A 24,793-nucleotide genomic window follows, 5' to 3' on the forward strand; every position below is an offset into this window, starting at 1 on the left:
AAGTGGGGTTTTGCTCCTCTCCCACTTATTCTATTATTTTCATTTTTGAAAAAGGATAATATACAAATTCCACCTTGCCAATTATGTTATCTTCTTCAATATATCCTAAGCCATTTCGACTATCTCTACTTACTTCGCGGTTATCTCCCATTACAAATAACTTATTTGGCGGAATTTTTGTCTTTTGAAAGTTATAAAACACTTGTGTGTTGTTAAATAAATCTTTGTTTGTATATGGTTCTTCTTGCTTTTTATCGTTCACATATACCTTTCCGTTCGTTATGTTAATTACATCACCAGGAAGCCCTATTACACGTTTCACATAATATTTCGATTCATCCGCTTCCTTTATAATGACAATTTCTCCGTGTTGTAAATTAGAAAGACGTACTACTGCTTTATTTACAAATACGTAATCTTCTTCATATAAAGTCGGCTGCATCGATTCCCCTTCCACCTTACATAAAGTAAAAGAATGGTAGCCTATGACTATCACCAATATAAATAGTATGTACTTGCCCCAGCCTCTCTTAATCTCCTTTTTCATATCCATTCCCACCTTATAAAGCGCTTTTTAACTCAAAAAATATATCACTGCACAATATGTTTCCATGCAGTGATACTATTTTTACTGTGCCTTGTTCGGTTGTTCTACTGGAATTGAATTTGCATTTGATCTATTTGTTTTTAACTCAAAATACGCATCCAAAATTTCTTTACCAATCGCAGAATTAATTCCTGATTTATCATCATTCACCCATGGTACAACAACTGAAAAAGCTACTTCCGGATCAGCATCATATGGTGCATAACCGGCAAGAGTTAAATTATAACATTTTTTTCGGTTGTTGTTCTCATCTCTTCCAATATCACTTTCTCCACCATATACTGTCTCAGCTGTTCCTGTTTTTCCCGCTGGTTTATATGGTAGACCTTTAAACGTTCCGGTACCTGTTCCGTCAGCTTCTTGAAAAACTCTTCTAAATCCTTCTTTTACATGATTAATGTACGAAGTGTCCATATCCACTCGATTTAATACAACTGGTTCAATCGACCGAACGACTTTTCCTACATCCTCTGGTCTATTCGGTTGCTCTCTAACTTCTTGTACAATTTGTGGTTTCATTCGGTAACCGCCATTTGCAATGGTTGAAATATATTGTGCAAGCTGAAGCGGCGTATATGTATCATACTGTCCAATCGCGTAATCAAGTAAAAATCCGGGTATGTTATCAGTTCTACCTACTTGACCAATTGATTCATTTGGCAGGTCAATACCAGTCGACACACCTAGGCCAAATTGTCTAAAATAGTAGCGCATTTTATTAAATGTTTCTTGTTTAATGTCTAATGGATTGTTTGGGACATAATTAATGCCTGCCATTTTTAAAGCCGTATTAAACATATAAACGTTCGATGACACTTGCAAAGCTCTTAAATCATCAATATCCCCAAATTCTTTCCACGATTTCTTCGGCTTAGAACTTCCTTTAAAATACATTGGTGCATCAAAGAAATGTGTATACGGCTTAATCGCTTCTGTTTGATATCCAGTTAATAAAGTAGCACCTTTTACAGTTGACCCTAACTCATAAGAACTTGTCATCGTTCCTAATGCATAATCTTCTATTTGCATACCGCCATCTTTATTTACAATTTTCTTTCCTGCCATTGATAAAATTTGACCGTTTTTCGGATTCATCATTACTACGAACGCACGATCCATCATCGGCTCTGCAGCATGAAAGGCTCGTAAATTCTTTTCAAGGCTTCCCTCTACTCTTTTCTGTAAATCCATATCGACTGTTAACATCAAGTTATTTCCACTTTTTCCTTCAGTCACTTTTTCTGTTCGAACAATCTTCCCTGCTTTATCCGTAATATTTTTAGACTGTTCTTTCGTTCCGTGTAGTGCATCTTCGTATTGTTTTTCGATGTAACTTTTACCAATACGGTCGTTTCGATTATAATCACGAACTAAATAATAATCTAATTGTTCTCTTGGCAACCCTTCATTTTCATTAGAAACGCTACCTAGTATAGAGCGCAGTATTTTATCATTTGGGTATTCACGTTCCCAATCTACTGTTGTATCTACCCCCGGTAAACTTGCCAACCTTTCACTAACGACAGCATATTCATTTTGACTTACATCTTTTTTAACGATTTGCGGCGTCATTTTATATCCCGCATTCATTTTGCTTTTAATGGCTAGTACTTCTAGGTCTTCTTTTGAAAGTTCACTTAATTCTTCTTGTGTAATTCTTTCCCTACGTAACTCTTCAACTTTTTTATCTAATTCTTTCCCTTCTATCTCCTGCTTTCTAAATTTACTCTCATCTTCTTTCGTTACTTTCGCTGCTGCCCGCTTTTCATTTAACTGCATCCAAAAATCCTTTTTATCTGTTTCTGTTAACTTGTCTATGTCCTCTTGCGACATTTCAATTAGCTTAGCTAAATCTCTTGCTACTTGTAAAACTTCTTTCGAGTCTACTCCTCTCATTTTCGTATATGTAACGGTTCGCAATGGTTTATTATTTACAATAACGTGACCTTGCCGATCAAACATTTTCCCTCTAGGAACGGGAGTGCTTACCGTTACATCTTCCTTTTTATTTACTTCATTTCTATACGTTTCTCCATCAATGATTTGTACTTTACCTAATTGAATTATAATAGCTGAAAATAAAAGAAAGACAATAAAAAATAGTACATTTAACCGAAATGGAATATGAGTCTTTTTCTTTTTCGATAGTTTTTTCTGCTCCTTTTTCTGTCTCATTTCGCTCCCTCGCTTCATTCTATTAACATTTCTACGCAAAGTCATTATGTATCAAATTTATTTATATGATATATATAGAATTTTATATTAATTATAAAAGAAATAAAAGATTTAATTTTCAGTTTTTTATTTTTATATCCTATTTATTACCATTCCCTGAATGCAAAATAACATGAATATTATTCTAAAAGAAAAATGGGGCAAATTTATTTTTATACCATTAGTTTACATTTCTTTGTATACTAAAGAAATAAATTTATAAAAGACATTACTTAAGGAGAGAACGAAAATGACAGATTCGTTTATCATACATACTAAAACGCCACATTGTTTAAACTTTATGATCTACATTCAAAATATGTATCTCAACCAAAAAGAGAAAAAAGGAAATTTACGTTTTCCTTACATAGCAAAAACATTACATTTCTCCACTGACTTTAAAACAAATTTCAAAGAATTATGGCTGACTCTTCGTAAGCAAACTGCTAACGACAGATATGATTTACAAATTTTCCACGAGGAGAATCATATATTTTATAAGAAACTTTTTGACGCTAATTTATGTGATGAGGAATCATTTAAAGAATTAATATGTAGCTTTAAAGTATGGTGGACTAGCATAGTAGGTCAGCTTTCAATAGAATGTTCCGTAAGTAATTATAGTGAACAACTTTATAATGACTTAGTTTTATACTTAAAGCAAAACGAAATAGAGCCTTTACAACAGCTACATATTAGCTTACTTTATGACGATTGTTTATTGGTTAAAGACAACATTTCTTCCTATTCTGCTATTTTGCCGACTAAAACCTTTTTTATAAATTATAGAGATGTGGTTACTACATTATCGACCTGTTTTCATGTTGCTTAATACAGCGATTACCCAAATAAAAAACTGAGGTGGATACCTCAGTTTTTTCGATAATTTATTTTATTGAAGATAACCCTTCAACAAACTCACCAATCTTATTTTGAAAAACAAAATCAAAGTTATATTCTTGTCCTGTTAACTCTTCATTTACTAAAATTGTCGTTGCCCCGATTTCCCTCTTTGCGATTTGTGGGAATGAAGCGACAGGTTGTACTTTTAACGACGTTCCTAAAACGATAAGTACATCTGTTTCATATAAACGTTTCATCGCATTTTGATATTGAGGCAGTGTATCTCCGTATAAAACAACGTCTGGATTTAAAATGAAATTACACTTCTGACAACGCGGCACTTCATGATCAATCATATACTGTAAATCATATCCCGCTTTACACTTCGGACAATGTGCTGTTTGAAGTGTTCCATGTAAATCAATGACATGTTTACTGCCACCTAATTGATGTAAACCGTCAATATTTTGCGTTAAAATCGTAATATCTTTCCCTTGTTCTTCTAGCTCAGCTAAAAAACGATGTCCACGATTTGGTTTATATTGATGGAACGTATTAATTTGAAAGATTTCTTTATAATGCTTCCAAAATTCTTTCGGACTTCGGTTATAGTACCCTCTTGATAAGTACATCTCCACATTCGCATCAGCATACAATCCATTTGCTGAACGAAAATCTGGGATACCACTTTCCGTACTTGCACCAGCGCCTGTTAATACTGTAATTTTCTTCGCTTTTTCTAAAATTGAACGAACTTCTTCAAATTGTTGCACAAAAATCACCTCTATGTATTTTCCTATTCTTATTATACCAGTTGTTTACAGGAGGTGTTGTACAATTCATTTTACTTAATGCGTTGCGCCGCCAACCTCTACAATATCTCCTTCAACTGTCATCGTTACTTCGATTGCCAATTCTATCCCCTTACGAATAGTAGAAAGTGACATACTCGGTTGCCCTGGATAGTTACTCGCTTGTTCTGGTAAAAACGGAATATGAATGAATCCGCCTTTTATTTTCTTATCATGTTTCTCTAGTTCATGCATAAGTCCATAGAATAAGTGATTACAAACGAATGTGCCTGCCGTCTGTGAAACAGATGACGGTATGCCCTCTTCGCGAAGTTTTTTTACGATTGCTTTCATCGGAAGTGTAGACCAATACGCAATCGCTCCTTCTTCTACAACCGGTACATCTACTGGCTGATTCCCATCATTATCAGCAATTCTTGCATCATCAATATTAATTGCGACACGTTCTATCGTAATATCTGGTCTGCCCCCAGCTTGTCCGATACATATAATAATTTCCGGCCCTAGTTGTTCTATATACTCTTTTAATACGCTTATTGATTTATGAAATACAGTTGGTATTTGTTTGCTTATTATCTTGTATTCTCCAATTGTTTTTTCATGCAAACTTTTTGCGACTTCCCAAGCTGGATTGATGCTTTCTCCGCCGAACGGATCGAATCCTGTTAATAATACTGTTTTCATAGTTTTATCCTCCTAATTAGAAACGATATACAAGGCCGTACATAATAAACATATTAATAATGAAAATGGAAAGAGCAATTGGTACTTGCGCTTTAATAACCGCATTTTTATCCTTTAGCTCTAAAAGCATCGCAGGTACGATATTAAAGTTTGCTGCCATTGGTGTAAGCAGCGTTCCGCAATATCCAGCAAACATACCGAGTGCTGCCATAATTGCTGGGTTTCCGCCGTGCATTTGAACTATTAAAGGTAAGCCAATTCCGCCAGTAATAACAGCAAACGCTGCGAATGCATTTCCCATTACGACTGTAAATAGCATCATGCCTAAACAGTACGCCATAACAGCAACGAACGGATACTCTGTCGGTAACACTTGTCCGACTAAATCAGAAACGACTTGTCCAACGCCCGACTTCGCAAAAATACCGCCAAGTGCCGCTAACATTTGTGGTAAAATAACAGCCCAGCCGACAGCTTGTAATAGTCTGCTTCCTTCTTGAACAGGCGTTGTTATTTTCGATTTTGTAATACGCATCGCCGCGACAAATGCGAGTAATGCACCAAGCGCTAATGCAACTAAAGTTACTTTATCTGGATCAACAAGAGAGACATTTCCCCATTTAATTTTCCCTAACGTCAACGTACCGATAATTGTAAAAATAGGAATTAATAGTGCAGGCATAAAAATTTTATTTTTTAATTTCTCAGCATGTTTTACACGTTCTTGTACTGGAACTTCTTTTTCCTCTGATTTTGTCACTTTATTTAGCGAGGCTAAAACGACCATAGCGAGCACGATACAGCCAACGTAAAACGAAGGAATTACATTTCCAAATAAAAATGTAACTGCAAACAATGCCCAAAATAAACTAGAACCGAATCTGTTTGGATGTTCACGATCGAATGCGATACGAACAGCGATAAAAGCAACAATTATCCCTAATACATAATAGATTGTATCCATTGTGATGATGTTCATATTAGATTGCCTCCTTCTCTTCTTTTCCTTCTGCCTTCATTGTTTTCTCTATATATTTATCAAACCTTCTAAATCTAATCCAGCTTACAATAAGTGCAGATATTGCTGTCGGAATGCCCCAAAGTGCCATATCCCATACACCGACATGCATACCTACTGAATCGAAGAATCCTTTCATTAATAAAATAGCACCAGTTGCGATGAAAATATCTTCTCCGAAAAACCAAGCTGTATTTTCCGCAGCAGCTGCGTTTGCTTTAATCTTTTCTCTTAATTTTTCAGGAAGTTTACCGTATTTACCTTGCGTAGCCCCTTCTGCCATCGGTGCAACGAGCGGCCTTACTGTTTGCGCATGCCCACCAATATTAAGCCCTAGTGCTGCTGATGATTCTCTTATCGTAAAATATGACATTAATACTCTTCCAGTTGTTGCTCCTTTTGATTTCGTTATAAGTGCTTCGGCTCTTTCTTTTAAACCGTAACGCTCTAAAATTCCGATTACCGGTAAAGTTAATATAATTGGCATAGACATATATCTATTTTCTATGAAAAATTTACCGAACATGCTGATCACATCATAAAAACTTAATCCTGAAACCATACCAGTAACAATACCTGCAACCATAACTACTAAAAGTGTATTTAATCTAAATAAAAAGCCCACTGCAACAAGTAGTATTCCGATTAATTTAATCATTTCTAGCACTTCCCCCTATTTTTTATTTCGGTGCACAAATAGAAATACCATTAAGTTTGAATGTTCTGTATATTCTTTCTGCAAATTGTACTGCTTTTTCCCCATCACCGTGTAAACAAATCGTTTGCGCCTGAACTGCTACTTTCTCTCCATTGATCGAATTTACATGGCCTTCTTTCACCATTTGAAGTACTTGCTTTATCGCTTCGTCTTCATCTTTTATAAGTGCATTTTCTTCTGTACGGCTCGTTAATGTACCATCTTGCTTATATGTACGATCCGCAAAAGCCTCTTGTACGAGAGTTACTTTGTATTTTTCTGCAGCCTGTATAAATGCCACGCTATTTGCTAATCCGTAAAGTAATAGACTTGGATTTATATGATAAATTGCCTTTGCAATTGCATCTGCAATTTCCGGATTAGTTGCCGCCATATTATATAGAGCACCGTGCGGTTTCACATGATGCATCTTCCCGCCAGCCACTTTTACAAAACCGTCTAATGCACCAATTTGATATAAAACATAATCGTATACTTCACTTGCTGAAACATTCATGTTCCTTCTACCAAATCCAATTAAATCTGGAAATCCGGGGTGTGCCCCTATTGCTACGTTATGTTGCATTGCCTTTTCAATCGTTTGCCGCATAACAGACGGATCACCTGCATGAAAACCACAAGCAACATTTATAGAGGATACGAATGGAAGAATTTCATCATCATTCCCCATTTTATAAGCGCCAAAACTTTCTCCTAAATCACAGTTTAAATCGATTGTCTTCACATTATTTCCCTCCTAATTTCAGCTTCGTAAAGCAATGAATTTCTTTAATAGATTCATATTTACTTCTTGTTCTATGTACAATTGTTCCGCTTCTTCAAGCGTAATTTTCTCAAAAGAAACATAGTCCCCCGGCTTTAGCTGGGCAAGAAGAGGTAAATCTACTGAAATGATATTTCCCATTCTCGGATAGCCACCTGTCGTTTGCCTATCTGCCATTAATATAATCGGCTGTCCACCATTAGGAACTTGAATGGTTCCAAATGTAACAGGACTCGATAAAATCTCTTTTTCTTCAATCCTATTTAAAACTTCTCCCTCAACCCTGTAGCCCATACGGTCAGCATAATTAGATACCTTATACTCTTTCGTAAAAAATGCCTTTCTACTTTCTTCGGTAAATTGATCGTATTCAAAGTCAGTTATGACACGAAACTTAGGATGTTTCTTATACTTTGGTAGTACGCTGTTGCTAATTACCCATTTCGTTTTTATTCGCTCATCTTTTTGTAAGTCTTGAATGAAACGATTCGCCATTTCTGAGTACGTACCAATTTGAAAACAATCTCCTTTTTTCAGCATTCTTCCTTCTATACCACCAATCGCAGCACGTATGTACGTACTTTTGCTTCCCATTGTACGCTCAATATGTATACCACCCGCAAAAGTCACATACGCTCTACAACCACTTTTCACTTTTCCAAAACAAAGCATACTACCTTCTTCCGCTAAAATGGGACGCCATAATGGGATACGTTCTCCATTTAACAACGGTTCCATATCAACCCCACCAATTGCGAGTAAAGTCGTTTTCTTTATTAACAATTTAGGACCTAAAATCGTCATTTCTAATCCTGCTTCATTCTCTTCATTACCGACTAACATATTGATGAGCCTAAGCGCATTTTTATCCATAGCACCCCCAACAGGTACACCAAACTGTTGATAATAAGATCGCCCTAAATCTTGGACTGTTGTAAACATTCCTGCATGCAAAACTTCTACATCCATTCTTTAGCCCCCTCAAGTGATACGTACTCTTCCTTCGTTATCGGGATAAATCGTAAATACATACCACTTTGAATATATGTTGGCATTTCTTCTTTCGGATTAAATAGAGTAATAGGTGTTCGGCCGATAATATTCCATCCACCTGGTGTTTCAAGCGGATAAATACCTGTTTGATTTCCGCCAATACCTACTGAACCAGGAGAGATTTGTAACCGTGGTTTTTCTTTTCTAGGTGTTTCTAATTCTTTTGAAAGTCCTCCTAAATACGGGAACCCTGGTGTAAAACCTAGCATATATACAAAATATGTAGTTTCACTATGTATTCGAATCACATCTTCTACTTGTAAACCGTGATAATGCGCGACTTCTTCTAAATCTGGTCCATATTCTCCCCCGTAGCACACTGGTATAGAAATATGTTTCACATCCTGTTTTACTTCTTCTTTATAAGAATCACACAGCTCCTTTATATACTGGCGAACGTAATCATGTGACCTTTCACTTCTCTCATTTCCCTTCCATACTTCGTATACATTGTAGTAAACAGCTAATGAAGTAAACGACGGAACGCACTCTATCATTCCTGCAAACGGATGTTGCTGCAGTGCTTTAAATAACCGCTGTACTTTCTCATATATACCCATCTTAATTTCTTCACCAAATGTAACAATAATTGCTTGATCCCCTAACGCAGAAAATTTCATCCTACTCCCTCTTTCTATGCCAAAAAGCCGAGTTCTTTCGAAATGCGATGCGCTGTTTCTTTCACCTTCGCAATAAAATATGAAATGTTACTTTCGCTGTACTCAATTGCTAATCCTGAAATACTAATGCCTGCTACAACCGTTCCATCGCTCGCGAAAATGGGTGCTGCTATCGCGGCTGTATGATTTTCTAACTCAGAATAACTAATTGTGTAGCCTTCCTTTTTTGCCATTTGCAACACTTCTAACAATTGTTCCTTATCCACGATTGTTCCATCTGCAAACTGTTTTAAATCCACTTCCTCTATGTATCTCCGTTTCTCTTCCTCGGAGAAATACGATAGTAAAATTCTTGGACATGCACCAGCATAAAGCGGTGCTCTTCTTCCAACCGCCGTATACACGCGTACCGGCTGAACACCCTCCATCTTTTCAACGTAAATTGCCTCATTATCATCTTGAATTATTAAATTAACTGCCTGTCCTAAACTATCTCTAAGTTCTTTCATATAAGGAATTGCTATATTTCTTACTGATAATCGGTGTGAAACAAGTTGACCGAACCGTAAAAATACGACCCCTAAACGATATTTCCCCTTTTCGTTTTTTTGTAAAAACTCCATCTCTTCCAACGAACCAATTAAACGATAAACAGATGTTTTCGGCATATTTGTAAGCTGAACCATCTCAGTTAAACTTAGCTCTTCATGCTCATAAAACAACTCTAAAATATCCATTGTCTTAACTGCCGTTTTATTTATACTCATTCTATCTCCCTTTCGTTCCGAATTACGGAACTTAAATTCCGTTTTTCGAAACAAACATATAATTTAAAATTATAAAATATTCTTTCAATTCAATCAATAGATTTTAAGCAAATAAAAAAGTATGGAAGAATATCTCTCCCATACTTCACCACACTTTATAACGCTCTTACTTGTTCCAACGGCCAGAAAACAGCTTGTCCTTTTCCGACAATTTCATCTTCTGAAATAAAGCCAAACATGCGACCATCCTTAGAAACTTCACGATTATCCCCTAAAACAAATACTTGGCCTTCTGGCACTTTCGTTTTCCCAGTGATTTGTTCTAACGTAAAGTCTGGAGTTAATACACGACCTACTGCTTTTTCTTTAAACTTTTTTAAATATGGTTCTTCCATCGCTTTTCCGTTTACATATAAAACATCATTTTTATACTCAACTGTATCGCCTGGCAAACCAATTACTCGTTTTACTAAATCGTATCCTTCTTTTCCGTGGAAGACGATAATATCAAAGCGATCTAATCCACTTATACTATAACCAATCTTATTCACGAGAACTCGTTCGTTATTTTTTAAAGTGGGCATCATTGATTCACCTTGCACTAAAGAAGGTGTAAATAAAACACCGCGAATAATAGCAATTAATACAAGGGTAAAACCTATCGTTTTAGCCCAAGAGAATAATTCTTTCTTTGTATTTTCCTTCATCGTTTCTCCTCTTTCTTAAGCACTTATTTTATTATTTCAACTAATTCTTGTACTAAATTAGGATCTATTTCAGAAAAACATGATTTTCCTTCTCTTACCGCTGTACCGACATGCGCCTGCGTGATTCCAGTTTCATCTAGCAATCGCTTTATATTTTCTTTCGTCACGCCAGCTCCAGCTACAAGCTGAATTTGACCATCGCTTACCTTTTGCATTTCTGTAAGCACCGGAATATTCTCTACTATATTTCCTTGTCCACCTGAAGTTAAAACGTGAGTCACTTTATGAAACTTCTTTAAAGTTCTCATCGCTTCTACTGGATTTTCTATATCATCTATCGCACGGTGGTACGTTACATTTATTCCATCTACAACAGATAGTAAGTCCGCTAATTTCTCTTCATTCACTTCATTTCGTTCATTTAATACGCCTAATACTACACCAGCTGCTCCTAACTTCTGTGCAACTATAATATCTTCTTTCATCATTTCAATTTCTTCTTCCGTATATGTAAAAGACTTCGCATGCGGACGAATCATAACATGAATTGGTATACTTACCGCTTCTACCGCTTTTTTTATAAAAGCATAACTCGGTGTTAAACCACCTTCTGTATAAGATGAAATTAATTCAATCCGCTTCCCGCCAGCGCTTTCAATTCGTTTTACATCTTCTAAACATGTTGCAATAACCTCTAGCATGAGATGACCTCTTTTCGTGCTTTTTTCTTATTATAACATTAGTAAAAATAAGAAGCCTAGCTTTCTCCTTTAAAACTTAAAAAAGAAGAATGAAAAGAAAGATTTTTTTATTGGCAACAATTATTGGTAACATCCTATTATTCATGTACACTCCTACCATAATGAAAAAACCCGTCATTTTGACGGACTTTTCTAATTTCAAGCTTTTCTTTCCTCAGTTTTCATATCAATGCCTAATTGATCTTCCAATAACTTTACACCTTTCTTTGTAAGATGGACAGCTCGGTTCTTATCCGTTTTTGTAATCCATTCCTGTTCAAAAAATAGTTTTGCTATTGCAGATCCTAACCAACCGGCAATATGGTAGCGTCGTTCACTCCAATCAAGGCAAGGTTTTGCAAATACCCTCCTTTTTGTATCTGCCTCATCAACATTTATTCCAAAATTCAGAAACCATTGCTTACCTTGTTCCGTTACAATGTATTCTCCATCCTCTAAAATTATAAATTGCCTATCTAGTAATTTTTCAGTTATCTCTACACCGAGTTTGCCTGCAAGATGATCATAACAAGTTCGAGCATAACGAATTTGTTTTAGTTGGCTTGATTGTTTTAAAGAGCGAACTTGAACTGTTGGTGCAATTGTCCCTAACTTTTCAAGCACTTCTGCAACTTCTTGATTAGCAAGTCGATAGTAACGATGTCTACCATGTTGTTCAACTGTAAGTAAATTCCCTTCTACTAATTTAGAAAGATGCGAACTAATTGTTGGATGTGACACTTTTGCCATATAAGCCAATTCACTAGCAGGTAGTGCCTGATTATTCATTAGACAATCTAATATGATTGCTCTTGTAGGTTCAGCAATTAGTTTAGCTATATATGAGATATTCGGATATACATTCATATTTCGATGATACCCTAACTATTAAATTGATACAATTATTTTAAGTTTAATAGTAAAGGAGAATGTATTATGAATGCAATTGATCTTAGTATATTAAATTTGAAAGAAACGAGAAGGCGCTCAGAAAAATTATGGAATTCTCTTCCTAATAATTTTCTTAATTGGAAGCCTGATCCTGAGGCTATGTCTTTTGGTGAGATGATTCGTCATGTATGGAGTTCAACTTTTTACTACCATATGATTATAAAAAACAACGGTTCAATAAACGACATACGTATCCCGTATGATGACGAGCCGATTACTTGTGTAAAAAAAGAAATTGAATTGGCACAATCATACTTTACTGACTTCATAGAATATGTTCAATCGATAAGCATAGCCGAGCTAGATTCAAGACTTATTGATAGAAGCGATGTTGGCTATCAACGATATTTAGGCGATATGCTATTACGAATTGCCTATCATGATGCGGTCCATGCAGGTCAATTTTTACAATATTTACGAACGGTAAACTTAGAAAGACCATTAATTTGGGATTAAATACGAAAAATGTTTATACAGCCTCCAAACTGGCATTACAATAAGAATTTTTCAACAAGAAACAATCACAAAACCATGATAATCATTTATATTAAAAACCTACATCTCAACCAAGTGCTTCATACACATAAAAAGCACGGGTTTGATTACTAATCAAACCCGTGCTTTCAAAACAAATATAATATCCATAAACAATAAAATGTAAGCTTTAAAAACTACGACCGAAACGCCGCATCCGCCAGCATAGACAATGTTGCATCATCCATCGGTGGATTATGCAGTCCTGCTCTGACGTTTAAATAGTAACGATGGAGCGGATTTTTTTCTGATAAACTTTTTGCTCCTACGATGCGCATCGATTTATCCACTATAGATATCGCCGCATTTGTTACAGCATATTTCACGGCTGCTAATTCTGCTTGCAGTGATAGTTTATCTTCTGCCTCATCGTACTTTTTCGCAATTTGATATAAAAAGACGCGAGCTTGCATAAGCTCGAGTTCTAATTCTCCAACTAATCTTCTAACATTCGGTAATAAACTAATAGAATGGTTTAAACTATTTGGTTTGTATGATCCCGCAAACTGAACTGCATAATTTCTTGCTGATTGTGCAATTCCTAAATAACATGCTGGTATATGTAGCAACCAGCCAATACCCTTTTGTTTCACTTTCCCGCCTTTTACATCCGTAAAAAAGCGGTTGTCTATCTCTACATTTTGTAAGACAAGGTCGTGGCTAGCAGTCCCTCGCATTGCAACGCTATCCCACGTTTCTTCAATAGATACACCGAGTGTATTTCTTGGAATAACAAACTCACCAACTTCTTCTTGGCCTTCCATACTTGCTGAAATAATAAAATAATCAAGTACTGGCGCCATCGTTGTAAAAGTTTTTCTTCCATTTATAACCCACTTCTCGCCTTGTTGAACCGCTATTGTTTCTGGTTTGCCGCCACGCGTCGGACTCCCTGTTTTCGGTTCTGTTGCTGCCCTGTTAAAGAGCGCACCATTACGTACTTCTTCGCAAAACCATTTGAACATCTCATCATTCCAAGAGCGATTTTCCGCTAGCTCTTTCACAATGCCAAGATGCCAGCCAATCGATAATGCAGTAGCTCCGCAGCCTTCCGCGATTTTCTCTTGAAATAAAACAAAGTCATATAAAGAAATCGCACTACCACCAAATTCCTTCGGTAACGTTAATTTCGTATATCCGATATCTTTCAAATCATTTATATTTTCATACGGAAATGATCCCAATTCACTTAGCTGATGCTCCCTTTCCATGAACTTCGGAATCAATTTATTTATTTGTGCAATAATGAAAGATTGTTCTTCTGTTTCAACAAATGAGAGTGCCATACTATAATCTCCTTTATGTTCGATTCATCAACCGCTCACTTTTTCATTATGATTATATGAAGCTACCTCTCTATTGTTTCACTATTCCGATAAAAATACAATGTTTTTGACTAATAAGAAAAGTTCCTATTTAAGGATAGGTTCTTTTCTTATGTTAATCTCCCTTCAATGCCTTTAATGGCAAAGAGGTTACATATCCAATATACGAGAATAATTCTTTAAAGAAGAATGGAATTTCTGTGTCTAACGTTTTATATGCTGATGTCGGCGTTGGTGAAGCATACGCTTCAATATTAATATGTTTTGCAATTCTCATTGCGCGTTTCATATGAAGTGGATCACTTACAATCGTGTATGTGCGTATTCCGTTCTCTATTCCAACTTGCTTCGCATTTTTTAAATTTTCTTCAGTGAAAAGGGATTTAGTTTCAATTAAAATATCTTCCTCTTTTACACCTTGTTTCATTGCATATACTCTTGCAGTACGTGCTTCCTCAAGTTCTGCCTCGAACTTTGTACCACCTGTAAAAATAATCTTTTTAATATTTCCGTTCTTATATAAAGAAATCGCATGATTAATTCTTTCTTTAAATACAGGAGATGGTTTTCCGTTCCACGAAGCTGCTCCTAGTACGATACCAGCATCCGTTTTCACGTCATCATTTGCTTTAAAACGATAACTCCAAATATCGTAAGCTGCATAACTTACATATAAAATAGCAGAACAAATCATTAGTAAAAATACTTGAAAGATTCGTCTTTTCTTACTCTTCTTATTTTCTTTCATTTGTAATTGCCTCCGTACATCATCCATACTTCTATAAAAAACATTTATATCAAATCGTTTTGTTTGAGTTTATTTAAAAGAAGGAACTTTACTTGTTATTTATGTATAAAAGGGTTTTCATTTAAAATTGAGGATTATCAATTCATTTTCATTTGCGGTTTTCATTACATTTTTTAAATTCATAAGTTTATTACCATACAACTACATTGTAACGAATTTTTTCTCAGAAGGGAACGATGAAACAAAAGGAATTAAAATAAAGTAGCATTTTGTAAGAAAAAAGGTATATTTTTCATGTCTCACGAACAATATACCTTTCAAAACACGAATTATAACTTTTCTTTATATAACTCTAATTTTTCTAACAATTGTTCTTTTACGCCTGGCCATTCACTCGAGATAATACTGTACACCACCGCATCTCTCACATAACCATTCGGTAATTTTCTTTCATTTCTAAGCACACCTTCTTTTACTGCGCCTAATCTTTCAATTGCTCGTTGTGCTTTTTCATTTCTTGCATCCGTCTTAATTTGCACTCTCAGCATATGCAGTTTTTCAAAAGCATACTGGAGAAGCATATACTTACACTCTGTATTTATACTCGTACGTTGTACACTCGGATGATACCACGTTTGCCCTAACTCAACTGTCTTATCTTCTACTGAAATATTATATAAACGTGTACTTCCTACAATCTTATTCGACTGTTGATCTACGGTTACGAAAGGTATTTGATTACCTCTTCCGTAGCCCTTTATCGCTTTTTGAACGTATTGTTGCATATCTTGCACACTATCCATTTTAGAGATTAAATACGCCCAAATATCCCGATTTCCTTCTACAATCGAAAACAAAGTTTCGACATCAGTATTATCCATTAACCGCAACTTTGCTCTTTCGTGAATAATTTCCATTTTTAAGCCCCCTTTGCTGTTACTATATCATAAGAATCAAAAACGTATTATAAGAATAAAAAAATATAACGAAAAGAATTCTTTTCAAATATATTCTTCTCGTATAAGGTAGGAAGACCCATCCGTACACCTCAAAAAAATAATTTTTTGATAATTTCCAATAAATTCTATATAATGATAAACGGGAGGGGATAAAAAATGCTAGATCAAATTACTTGGGGAACGCCAGGCAGCTTATTATGCTTAGGGTTCTTTTTTGCGGGACTAGGAATCTTCTTAAGAAGCGTTACGTCGTATACGAAAAATAAATAAGAATATCCCGCTTTTAAACAAAAAAAGCCCTCTTTTTACAGACGGCTTCTTTTGTTTAACTTTATCTTATTAAAACTTCAAAGCAATAAATAAGCAATCGGCGTAATAATAAGTAACGTTAAAATCGTTCTCTGCACATATAAAATAATAAGTTCAGATACTTTTAATGGAATATCTGTTGATAATATACAAGGAATGGAAGCGGAGAAAAACAAAATAGATGATACGGAAACAACTGCAATAACAAACTTTGTCACAATTGGTGCACTTACTACTAATAATGACGGTAAAAACATTTCTGCAATACCAACTGATGCGGCTTTAGCGGCTAAGTCTGCTTCTGGTAATTGTAATAGCCATGTAAACGGATAGAAAATATAACTGATCCAATCAAATATTGGCGTAAACTTCGCTAAGACGATACCAATTAATCCTACTGACATAATGGATGGTAAAATTCCCATCGTCATAATAAATCCGTCTTTTAAATTTAATGCAATATTTTTCATAATGCTCGGTGCAGACTTTGATACTTCTAACGCATCTTCCCAAGCACATTCTAACATTTTCTCTTTATAAACAGGCTCTGGGAACCCTTCTTCTGTTACATATGTATCTGGTTTTCTACTAAGGGGCGGGATTCTTACGGTGATAGCAGTCACGATGAATGTTACAACAAGTGTAGTCCAAAAATAAACATTCCATAAATGCATAATATCTAATGTTTTTGCGATGATAATCATAAATGTAGCGGATACTGTAGAAAATCCTGTAGCGATAATCGCCGCTTCTTTTGTCGTATACTTTCCTTCTTTATACACGCGATTCGTAATAAGGAGAGCAAGCGAATAACTTCCAACGAAGGACGCAACTGCGTCGATTGCCGATCTCCCCGGCGTATTCCATAATGGCCTCATAATCGGCCGACAAAATGTACCGATAAATTCAAGCAATCCATATCCGACTAATAACGCTAAAAACGCCGAGCCAATTGGAACGAGCAAACTTACTGATATGACTAGCTTCTCATACAAAAACGGTCCAACATCTGGCGCAAAGAACCAAGCTGGTCCTACTTTTAAACAATATAATATGCCAAATACAACGCCAACTACTTTTAAAATAGAAAAACAAATGTCTACGATAGATGCATTCCATTTCTTCGTATAAAATGGATAAATCGCACCAATCGCCATAACAAATAATGCATAATAAGGTACTATGCCTGGAACCGAAGCCCTAATCCACGATACAATATGATCAATCATAATAGACGATGCACCGTTTATCGTAACAGGAACGAAAAACATAAACACTCCAACGAGACTAGCAAGTATAAACCGAAGAATAATCCCCTTCTCTCGCTCTGTCTTAATTACATTACTTTTTAATTCAATTTCACTCAAAATTCGACACCTCCTATTATCTAAATATTCTGTATAATTATGTTATATTCCTTCTTTCCATTTCTACTATTTAATCATATGAAAAAGCCTATTTTAAAATAGGCTTTTCTATTACCTCTCATAATCATCCACAATCACTTGAATGATACGATACGATTCTTCTGCTACTTTTTCATTACTATCCCTATTCGTATCATATGTAATTAACGCCTTCCAAAGTGCCCATCCTCTTGCTCTATTCCATGTTTCTTCATTCATACGTAACACTTCTTTAAATACGTTTCTGCTATTCTTATCAAAAAAAGTCCATGCCATCGCCGCATCACAAGCAGGATCTCCTACACCTAAAATACCAAAATCAATTACAGCACAAAGCTTTCCGTCCTTAACGAGTAAGTTTCCAGGTGCAACATCCCCATGAACCCAAACTGGTTTACGCTCCCACGTTGACTGAAGTGCTAAATCCCAAAGATGCTTTAATACGATTTCATCAAAAACGTCCTTATTATTTTCGATCGCACCTCTCGCCTCTTTATCATATACCGATATAAGTCCGCCCCTGTAAAAATTATGTGCTCCAGCTAAAGGGCCGTTACTCGCATTAATAGATTGCAATTCTACTAAAAAGGATCCTAAGTCCGCCGCAAATTCATTTAAATCACGAACATTTTGTTTCGTAACTGTTTCTCCCTCTATCCACTTATTAATAGACCAAGGCAATGGATACGCTTCAGACGGATTTCCTTTCGCAATTGGTGTAGAAATTGGTAAAGAAAGTCTCTTACTTAATATAGGAAGCCAACTATTTTCTTTCTCTACTTGCGGTGCATATGCCGCATCACTTGGCAATCTTACACTCATCTCATCCCCTAAGTGAAACGTCCTATTATCATGCCCACTAAACTTTACAGGTTTCACTTCTAAATGGGCCCATTCGGGAAACTGTTCCTGTATTAACTTTTCAACTAAACTTACGTTAATTGGATGCATTCACATTCTCCTTTTCTTTTGAAACTTACTAAGCCCATCCGTACTTCCAACATATTCAAAATTATTTTTCTTATAAAAATCATTCAACGTACGATTATGCCCCACGCAATCTAACTTCAAATACTCTTTGTCATGTTGTACATTCTCTTCTATCCACTGTAAAATCCATTCTCCAATTCCGTTCCCCTTATACTTCCGTTTCACCGCAAATCTATGAATATATAATGAATTAGAAACTTCCTCTTTACCAAAAATATGTTCATCCCATTCATTTTGTTTAGGAGAAACTGTAACCGTACCAACTATTTCATCTTCTTTCATAACAATATACGTATATTTCTCTCTTATACATTCTAGTATTTCAGCCGTAGCTTCCTCTCCTAAAAGATACTGCCACTGATCCACTTCTTTATATTGTAGCCATTGTGCTACTTCTTTTAATAGAGTAATAATGCTATCGCTTTCCTCTTCAGTAGCAGTTCGAATTGTATATTCTTTAACTGTATTTCTCTCCATATCGCTGTTCCCCTTTCCTATCGCTATCATACTGATAAACGCGTTCTACCGTCATTTTCGTCGGTAACGTATTCAACATAATAACCTTGATTCCTTGCGTTTTCATACATCAATTCAATCTGTTTTTGATCTTTAGCGTAAATTGTGACGTATGTACAATCCGCAACTAGTAAAACTAATTCACACTTACTCTCTTTAAATGCTTCATATGTTTCAATATCTACTACTTCCTCTCCTTTTGAATACGCTTTTAAATCTGCAAAAATAACATAATATATATTGTCTTTAAATAATATTTTCAAATCTGATCCTTCCACTATACTTGGTCCTTCTGGAAATAATGCCTCATCCAATCCACCACGTGCTATTAAGTATGACTCCTCACTCCCTACCCACCAATCATATGAAGAAATATCAATTGGCTTTAACACTTTCCAAAGTAAATTATCATATTCATTTGGAATATCTACTGTAATTCCTCTTTTCATTTATTTGCTCCTAGCTTATTTATTTTCGTTTTCATTTCATACATTATATACCAAATTAAATTACCATATTTTGTCGATATCTATGTAACTTGTATTTCACCGCGAAAAAAAACCGTCCCACTACTTATGAAACGGTTTCTTTATGCTTATTAAGTTTTTCATGCAATTGTTGCACTGCCTTTTAAAATAATTTCTAATATATGCACCACATTAGCCGTTCATTCTTAATGCTCACTTCGACTTCACGAAGTAATATAAAAACCATACCGCATGATTTTGTTCATCCGCAGCTATTCTCCGTAACAAATCTTTCAGATGTGCATCCGATGTCTCATCTGAAATTTCCAAATAAAAATCTACTGTCTTTTGCTCATCTTGTATAGCGAACTCTAATCCTTGTAAGTAGGTATTCGGACAGTCTTCGGTAATCTGTGGTTTCGGCTGCCTGCCAGTTAAATTCGTATAAATTTGTACAAAGTGATGAAAATGTTTTATTTCATCATTACGAATTTCAAGAATTTGTTTTTTCTCTGCTTGACTTGGAGCCATATTCGCTAATTTTGCATAGCAGCTTATAGCGCTATACTCTCCATTTATAGCTTTCTCAATATCACTTATCAACTTATCATTCTGCCTATACCAATCATAATAATTCGAATTATACATTGTATCCCCTCCATACTTTCGCATAACATTTTATGCATTTTGAAATAGTAGGAGCATGTGTATATAACGGGACAGCTTTAGATTGAAAGTACAGTTTGAGAAAATGGTCTATTTTGGAAAGGAATTGCTTATGCATAAAATAATACTATTGTATACTGTTGCTATAAACTCTCGCGGGAGTTAGGAAAATAAATTCGCGAATCAACGATTGGTTCAACATGATGCGGTGCGAAGCTATTATGAGTTAAGTGACATAATTAGGAGGTTCCACTATGCCATCTTTATTTAAAACTATGGAGTTCCAGCTAAAAACCGAACGACTTGACCTGAGTATGTGGGAGGAATCCGATTCAGTTTGGATGAGGAATTTAATTGGCGAACGTGGTGTGGACATGCCGACCCTCGACTCCGTTCGTAACCGGCTTATTGAGATGCGTAAGAAGGCAGATGAAAATGGCATTTCCCTTCTCACTATTCGAAGAAGAGACGAAGGCGATTTCATCGGATACTGCGGCTTGATTATCGGTCGTTCCACACTTGAAGAGCCGGAGATTGCATACGAGTTGTTCCGCAGCGCTCATGGTAAAGGTTATGCGACTGAGGCGGCATCTGTTGTACTGGACGCGGCGATTGCTACTGGGCGCCAAAGACTTTGGTCGACTGTAGGTGCTTGGAATATCGCTTCCCTCCGGGTACTAGAAAAGATAGGATTTAAGCGTCATCACAGTACGTGGGATGACGAACGTGGTGAGATTGTCTGGAATGTACGTGACCTTTAGAAATCCCGACTTAATTCTAAACATAACACTTTTCAACAATTAGGTGTTTACATTGAGGAAAAGCCAGAAAAATTAACAAACTTTATTATCAGCAAATATTCATTCTTCAGCTTATAGATTTCATCAAAAAAAGCCGTTTCACTAATTAGTGAAACGGCTTTTTTTTAAGCGTTCAATTCTGTTTTATACCCTTTTACTGCACTACGTTTGAATGCAGTTGCTAATATAGTAACCATACTTACTATACCAATCCAAACGAGTACAGTAACAGGTGTATTCCAGCTTAATCCTTTTCCGAAGAAGAAGATTTCTCTTAAGCCTTCAATCATAAATTTCATTGGTAACCATGAGTAAACCCAGTCTTGATAAAACGGAGACAACATCTCAGGTGCTAACGATAGTAACGGCGCCCCGAAGAATAGTAATAAAGCGAATAAACCGATTCCTTTTAGCCCAACCAATGAAAGTACCGCAGATATCATTAAGAAGAAACTAAAAGAAGTAATGGATAAGAATAGAGCTGTATCCGTGAAGTTCGAAATATTTAACCCTACCATCCCATCCGCAATCCATGTAAGACCAAATCCAATTACAAGTGTCGCAATAGCTCCTGTTACGATTTGGTTTACTTTTAACAGAAAGTTTTCTTTTCTTGAGCTTACTGGCATTTTACTAATCGCAATAAAAATAATCGCTGCACTAGCTAAACTTGCAATCCATAACGGCTGGAACAATGATATTGGTGAGTTACCGTTCGCACTATTTTTGCCGACCTCATTCATATTTTTCACGTTCTTTACAATAGGTGTTACTAATTTCGCAGCTTGATCTGTTGTTACAGTATCTCCTTTTGCTTTTAACCCTTCTAATATTTGCGTACGAACATTATTGTTCATATTATCAATAATCGCAGTTCATGGACCTTTTTATGCGGCTGGCTTAAAGAAATAAGTCAGCTATATAATAAAAGAACATCCACTATAATAGCGGATGTTCTTTTATTTCATTACAACACTTCAATATACCCTTCTGTTCCATGTACCCGAATTCGTTGTCCGTCTTTTATTAATTTCGTAGCATTCTCTACTCCAACGACTGCTGGTAATCCATATTCACGTGCGATAACTGCTCCATGCGTCATAAGTCCGCCGACTTCAGTAACTAATCCTTTTATAGACACAAACAATGGTGTCCAGCCCGGATCAGTAAAAGCTGTAACTAATATATCGCCCTCTTCTAAATTCGCTTCTTCCATGTTTAAAATAACGCGAGCTCTCCCCTCAATCACTCCTGAAGAAACAGGCAAACCTACAATCGCATCATCTGGGAGGTTTTCTCGTTTATATTTACCTGTAATGATTTCTCCATCAGACGTCATTATACGCGGAGGCGTTAGTTTTTCATATAATTTGTAATCATTTTTTTGTTTTTGCATCAGTTCGTAATCTAGTTTATTCGTGCAGACTACTTCGTGAAGTTCTTCAAAAGTTAAATAGTATATATCATCCACTTCACGAATGACACCGCTCTGCACAAGTTTCTCAGCTTCTTTCAGTAACGCTTGCTTATATATGAAATAACGATTAATCATACCGTATTTTGGATATTCACGATAGCCGATAAAATTACGGATATTACGAATCATTCGCTTCGTTTCTTCTACTTTTTGTTTTCCACCCGATAAGTGCTGTAATCGATCTACTAACTCTTCTTCTTTTTTCAAAGCTTCTTGCAGTCCTTCTTCAAATTTCCGCTTACTCGCACCATATTCAAAATCTCTTATATTATTTAAAATCATCGGGATAATTGTAGTTGGCTTTTCACTCCAGCGCGTTTTCGTAATATCTATTTCTCCGCTACATCTCATTCCGTATTTATTTAGAAAAGTTAGAATAGCATCTCGAGCTTCTTCTCCACCTTTAAACTGAACTAGTTCATTTAAAAAGCTATCATCTTCTACATGTTGTAAATACGTAATAACTTCTTTGTACGGCCGAATCACATCAGCGACATCCATTAATGCTAAACCCATTTCAGATGTAACATTATTTTGTACGGATTGAGAAAGCATGTCTGCTGCATTTTTTTCACCTAACCATTGCTCCATCTTTTCATTTATCCATGTTGAAGCATTCATACCAGCCATAATGACAGCGATACTTTGCGGGTTAAACAATACTTTCTTTAATTGCTGAATATCTTCCAAAATAAAATCAAGTACGTCCACTCCTGATTTCAGTTGCATATTTTGTTTTAACTCTTCAAGTGATGCTTGACTATTCTGTATTAAATTTGTAACGATTGCCGGATCATTTTCAATTTCCGGTTGAGAATTTGCAGGTGGCACACTTTTACCAACACTCTTCCCTTTTTCATCATCTGGTAATAATTTAATAAAATTATCTCGCTTAACTATAGTCGTTAATGCATCTCTTACGAGTGGATCCGATTTTCCTAAAGTGTTTATTAAGTAATCTCTGCTAGCAGGTGATGCTAATCTTTGTGTAGCATCGACAAATAACCTGCCTCCCGCTTTACGCATAGGGGCACTAGTCGTTAACAGGAAAAAAGATAAACCTAATGGTTTCATCGCATCGGTCATCATTTGTTGGTGACCAACTGATATATACACGTGATTTTCCCCATCATTTACTTCTGGAATTGGATATAAAGTCGTAATCGGTCTGCTTTGGACTATATAAATTGTATCATCAACTAAGCACCATTCAATATCTTGCGGACAACCAAAATAAGCTTCGATTTGTCTTCCGATGCGTGCTAGTTGTAAAATCTGTTGTTCAGTAAGTGTTTGAACTTTTTGCTTATTAGGAGCAATTTTCTTTCTCTCTGTTCCGCCTTCTTTTCGTCCATAGATGGCTAATTTTTTCGTTGCGATGACCTTTTCGACGATTTCATCTTCTTTTACCTTATAATTATCGGCAGAAACCAATCCAGATACTAGCGCCTCGCCAAGTCCAAAGCTGGCATCGATTGACAACACCTTCCTATTCGAAGTAATCGGATCCGCAGTAAATAAAATCCCTGAAGCCTCAGGGAAAACCATTTTTTGAATGACAACACATATAGAAACTTGATTATGTTCAAAACCATTTTGCATGCGGTACGTAACTGCTCGCTCTGTAAATAAAGACCCCCAGCACTTTCTTACATGCTGTAAAATCGCTTCTTCTCCGATAATATTTAAATACGTATCTTGTTGACCTGCAAATGAAGCATACGGTAAATCTTCAGCCGTAGCACTAGAACGCACTGCATACGCATGTTCATTTCCAAAACGTGAGAGATAATGAGCTACTGATTCCACTACATCAGAAGGGATTTGTACTGCCATAATGACTTCTCTAATCTTCTTACTCATTTCACCAATTTGAGCACGCTCTTCCATTTTCAACTTTGTTAGCTGCTGCAACAAAGTTTGAAACTCTTCATTTTGCTCGATAGCCTTTTCATATCCTACCGTTGTAACACAAAAACCTTCGGGTACTTGTATACCTTGAATGTTTGTTAACTCCCCTAAATTCAAACCTTTTCCACCGACGAGTGAAAGCTGCACCTTTTCTATTTCCTGAAAATCGAGAACGAAAGAACTCATAT

General features: G+C 35.9%; 25 protein-coding genes and 1 pseudogene. 3 read left to right on the forward strand and 23 right to left on the reverse strand.

Translation table 11 applies throughout. The features are described from left to right. Positions 1-25: 25 nt before the first annotated feature. Both lepB (ACTFR8_RS28060) and ACTFR8_RS28065 read right to left on the reverse strand, forming a co-directional pair. Complete coding sequence (lepB, locus tag ACTFR8_RS28060) at positions 26-547, reverse strand: signal peptidase I (protein ID WP_001986493.1); 522 nt, start codon at positions 545-547, stop codon at positions 26-28. Positions 548-628: 81 nt separating this feature from the next. Further along, positions 629-2,782, reverse strand: coding sequence for a peptidoglycan D,D-transpeptidase FtsI family protein (locus tag ACTFR8_RS28065; protein ID WP_001249182.1), 2,154 nt, complete (start codon positions 2,780-2,782; stop codon positions 629-631). A gap of 289 nt (positions 2,783-3,071) precedes the next feature. Here ACTFR8_RS28065 and ACTFR8_RS28070 point away from each other — a divergent pair, with 289 nt between their 5' ends. Beyond that, positions 3,072-3,653, forward strand: coding sequence for a hypothetical protein (locus ACTFR8_RS28070; protein WP_100618836.1), 582 nt, complete (start codon positions 3,072-3,074; stop codon positions 3,651-3,653). A gap of 55 nt (positions 3,654-3,708) precedes the next feature. Here ACTFR8_RS28070 and ACTFR8_RS28075 read toward each other — a convergent pair whose 3' ends face one another. The 11 genes from ACTFR8_RS28075 to ACTFR8_RS28125 form a co-directional block, all read right to left on the reverse strand. Further along, positions 3,709-4,437: an NAD-dependent protein deacylase gene (locus ACTFR8_RS28075; RefSeq protein ID WP_001183798.1), complete on the reverse strand. Its 729-nt coding sequence runs from the start codon at positions 4,435-4,437 to the stop codon at positions 3,709-3,711. Between the two features lie 75 nt (positions 4,438-4,512). Continuing rightward, positions 4,513-5,160, reverse strand: coding sequence for a pyroglutamyl-peptidase I (gene pcp, locus ACTFR8_RS28080; RefSeq protein WP_044584600.1), 648 nt, complete (start codon positions 5,158-5,160; stop codon positions 4,513-4,515). 16 nt (positions 5,161-5,176) lie between these two features. Next, the gene (locus ACTFR8_RS28085) at positions 5,177-6,139 is read right to left on the reverse strand and encodes a DUF979 domain-containing protein (RefSeq protein ID WP_001021658.1); all 963 of its coding nucleotides are present in this window, start codon (positions 6,137-6,139) and stop codon (positions 5,177-5,179) included. Between the two features lies 1 nt (position 6,140). After that, positions 6,141-6,836 carry a DUF969 domain-containing protein gene (locus ACTFR8_RS28090; RefSeq protein WP_000593399.1) on the reverse strand — a complete coding sequence of 232 codons (696 nt, stop codon included), beginning with the start codon at positions 6,834-6,836 and terminating at the stop codon, positions 6,141-6,143. Positions 6,837-6,858: 22 nt separating this feature from the next. Next, on the reverse strand, positions 6,859-7,620 hold the full coding sequence (gene pxpA / locus ACTFR8_RS28095) for a 5-oxoprolinase subunit PxpA (protein ID WP_030026301.1): 762 nt from the start codon (positions 7,618-7,620) through the stop codon (positions 6,859-6,861). A gap of 18 nt (positions 7,621-7,638) precedes the next feature. After that, complete coding sequence (locus ACTFR8_RS28100; RefSeq protein ID WP_030026303.1) at positions 7,639-8,628, reverse strand: biotin-dependent carboxyltransferase family protein; 990 nt, start codon at positions 8,626-8,628, stop codon at positions 7,639-7,641. Beyond that, positions 8,619-9,332, reverse strand: a complete 714-nt coding sequence (gene pxpB / locus ACTFR8_RS28105; RefSeq protein ID WP_000672273.1) for a 5-oxoprolinase subunit PxpB — start codon at positions 9,330-9,332, stop codon at positions 8,619-8,621. Before pxpB ends, ACTFR8_RS28100 begins: the two co-directional genes overlap by 10 nt. A gap of 14 nt (positions 9,333-9,346) precedes the next feature. Continuing rightward, entirely contained in the window at positions 9,347-10,099 is a 753-nt protein-coding gene (locus ACTFR8_RS28110; protein WP_000026357.1) for an IclR family transcriptional regulator, read from the reverse strand. 155 nt (positions 10,100-10,254) lie between these two features. Then, on the reverse strand, positions 10,255-10,806 hold the full coding sequence (lepB, locus tag ACTFR8_RS28115) for a signal peptidase I (protein WP_000662498.1): 552 nt from the start codon (positions 10,804-10,806) through the stop codon (positions 10,255-10,257). Positions 10,807-10,829: 23 nt separating this feature from the next. Beyond that, the gene (locus tag ACTFR8_RS28120) at positions 10,830-11,507 is read right to left on the reverse strand and encodes a copper homeostasis protein CutC (RefSeq protein ID WP_000895112.1); all 678 of its coding nucleotides are present in this window, start codon (positions 11,505-11,507) and stop codon (positions 10,830-10,832) included. A 198-nt stretch (positions 11,508-11,705) separates the two neighbouring features. Then, on the reverse strand, positions 11,706-12,413 hold the full coding sequence (locus ACTFR8_RS28125; protein WP_001103809.1) for an ArsR/SmtB family transcription factor: 708 nt from the start codon (positions 12,411-12,413) through the stop codon (positions 11,706-11,708). Positions 12,414-12,482: 69 nt separating this feature from the next. On the opposite strand from ACTFR8_RS28125, the gene ACTFR8_RS28130 reads away from it, so the two are divergent. Beyond that, positions 12,483-12,953: a DinB family protein gene (locus ACTFR8_RS28130; protein ID WP_000991284.1), complete on the forward strand. Its 471-nt coding sequence runs from the start codon at positions 12,483-12,485 to the stop codon at positions 12,951-12,953. 215 nt (positions 12,954-13,168) lie between these two features. On the opposite strand, the gene ACTFR8_RS28135 is transcribed toward ACTFR8_RS28130, so the two are convergent. The 8 genes from ACTFR8_RS28135 to ACTFR8_RS28170 form a co-directional block, all read right to left on the reverse strand. Then, the gene (locus ACTFR8_RS28135) at positions 13,169-14,317 is read right to left on the reverse strand and encodes an acyl-CoA dehydrogenase family protein (protein ID WP_044584601.1); all 1,149 of its coding nucleotides are present in this window, start codon (positions 14,315-14,317) and stop codon (positions 13,169-13,171) included. A gap of 154 nt (positions 14,318-14,471) precedes the next feature. After that, a complete protein-coding gene (locus tag ACTFR8_RS28140) occupies positions 14,472-15,104 on the reverse strand; it encodes a YdcF family protein (protein WP_000662216.1) in 633 nt (210 codons plus the stop codon). Between the two features lie 329 nt (positions 15,105-15,433). Next, positions 15,434-16,021 carry a GNAT family N-acetyltransferase gene (locus ACTFR8_RS28145; RefSeq protein WP_000402584.1) on the reverse strand — a complete coding sequence of 196 codons (588 nt, stop codon included), beginning with the start codon at positions 16,019-16,021 and terminating at the stop codon, positions 15,434-15,436. A gap of 389 nt (positions 16,022-16,410) precedes the next feature. Further along, the gene (locus ACTFR8_RS28150) at positions 16,411-17,739 is read right to left on the reverse strand and encodes a YjiH family protein (RefSeq protein ID WP_044584602.1); all 1,329 of its coding nucleotides are present in this window, start codon (positions 17,737-17,739) and stop codon (positions 16,411-16,413) included. Between the two features lie 111 nt (positions 17,740-17,850). Further along, complete coding sequence (locus ACTFR8_RS28155) at positions 17,851-18,729, reverse strand: aminoglycoside phosphotransferase family protein (protein WP_044584603.1); 879 nt, start codon at positions 18,727-18,729, stop codon at positions 17,851-17,853. Continuing rightward, on the reverse strand, positions 18,730-19,245 hold the full coding sequence (locus ACTFR8_RS28160) for a GNAT family N-acetyltransferase (protein WP_044584604.1): 516 nt from the start codon (positions 19,243-19,245) through the stop codon (positions 18,730-18,732). A gap of 26 nt (positions 19,246-19,271) precedes the next feature. After that, a complete protein-coding gene (locus ACTFR8_RS28165) occupies positions 19,272-19,733 on the reverse strand; it encodes a DUF2691 family protein (protein WP_000820207.1) in 462 nt (153 codons plus the stop codon). A 231-nt stretch (positions 19,734-19,964) separates the two neighbouring features. Further along, on the reverse strand, positions 19,965-20,399 hold the full coding sequence (locus ACTFR8_RS28170; protein WP_000282836.1) for a ferritin-like domain-containing protein: 435 nt from the start codon (positions 20,397-20,399) through the stop codon (positions 19,965-19,967). 272 nt (positions 20,400-20,671) lie between these two features. On the opposite strand from ACTFR8_RS28170, the gene ACTFR8_RS28175 reads away from it, so the two are divergent. Continuing rightward, a complete protein-coding gene (locus ACTFR8_RS28175; protein WP_001139533.1) occupies positions 20,672-21,178 on the forward strand; it encodes a GNAT family N-acetyltransferase in 507 nt (168 codons plus the stop codon). A 164-nt stretch (positions 21,179-21,342) separates the two neighbouring features. On the opposite strand, the pseudogene ACTFR8_RS28180 reads toward ACTFR8_RS28175, so the two are convergent. Beyond that, positions 21,343-22,089 (reverse strand): annotated as a pseudogene (locus tag ACTFR8_RS28180) (DUF3533 domain-containing protein); the annotation flags it as partial. 95 nt (positions 22,090-22,184) lie between these two features. Further along, positions 22,185-24,791: a phosphoenolpyruvate synthase gene (ppsA, locus tag ACTFR8_RS28185; RefSeq protein WP_044584606.1), complete on the reverse strand. Its 2,607-nt coding sequence runs from the start codon at positions 24,789-24,791 to the stop codon at positions 22,185-22,187. Positions 24,792-24,793 lie beyond the last annotated feature (2 nt).

Origin of the sequence: Bacillus cereus group sp. MYBK15-3 (assembly GCF_051916765.1) — a bacterium.
GTDB classification, from domain to species: domain Bacteria; phylum Bacillota; class Bacilli; order Bacillales; family Bacillaceae_G; genus Bacillus_A; species Bacillus_A cereus.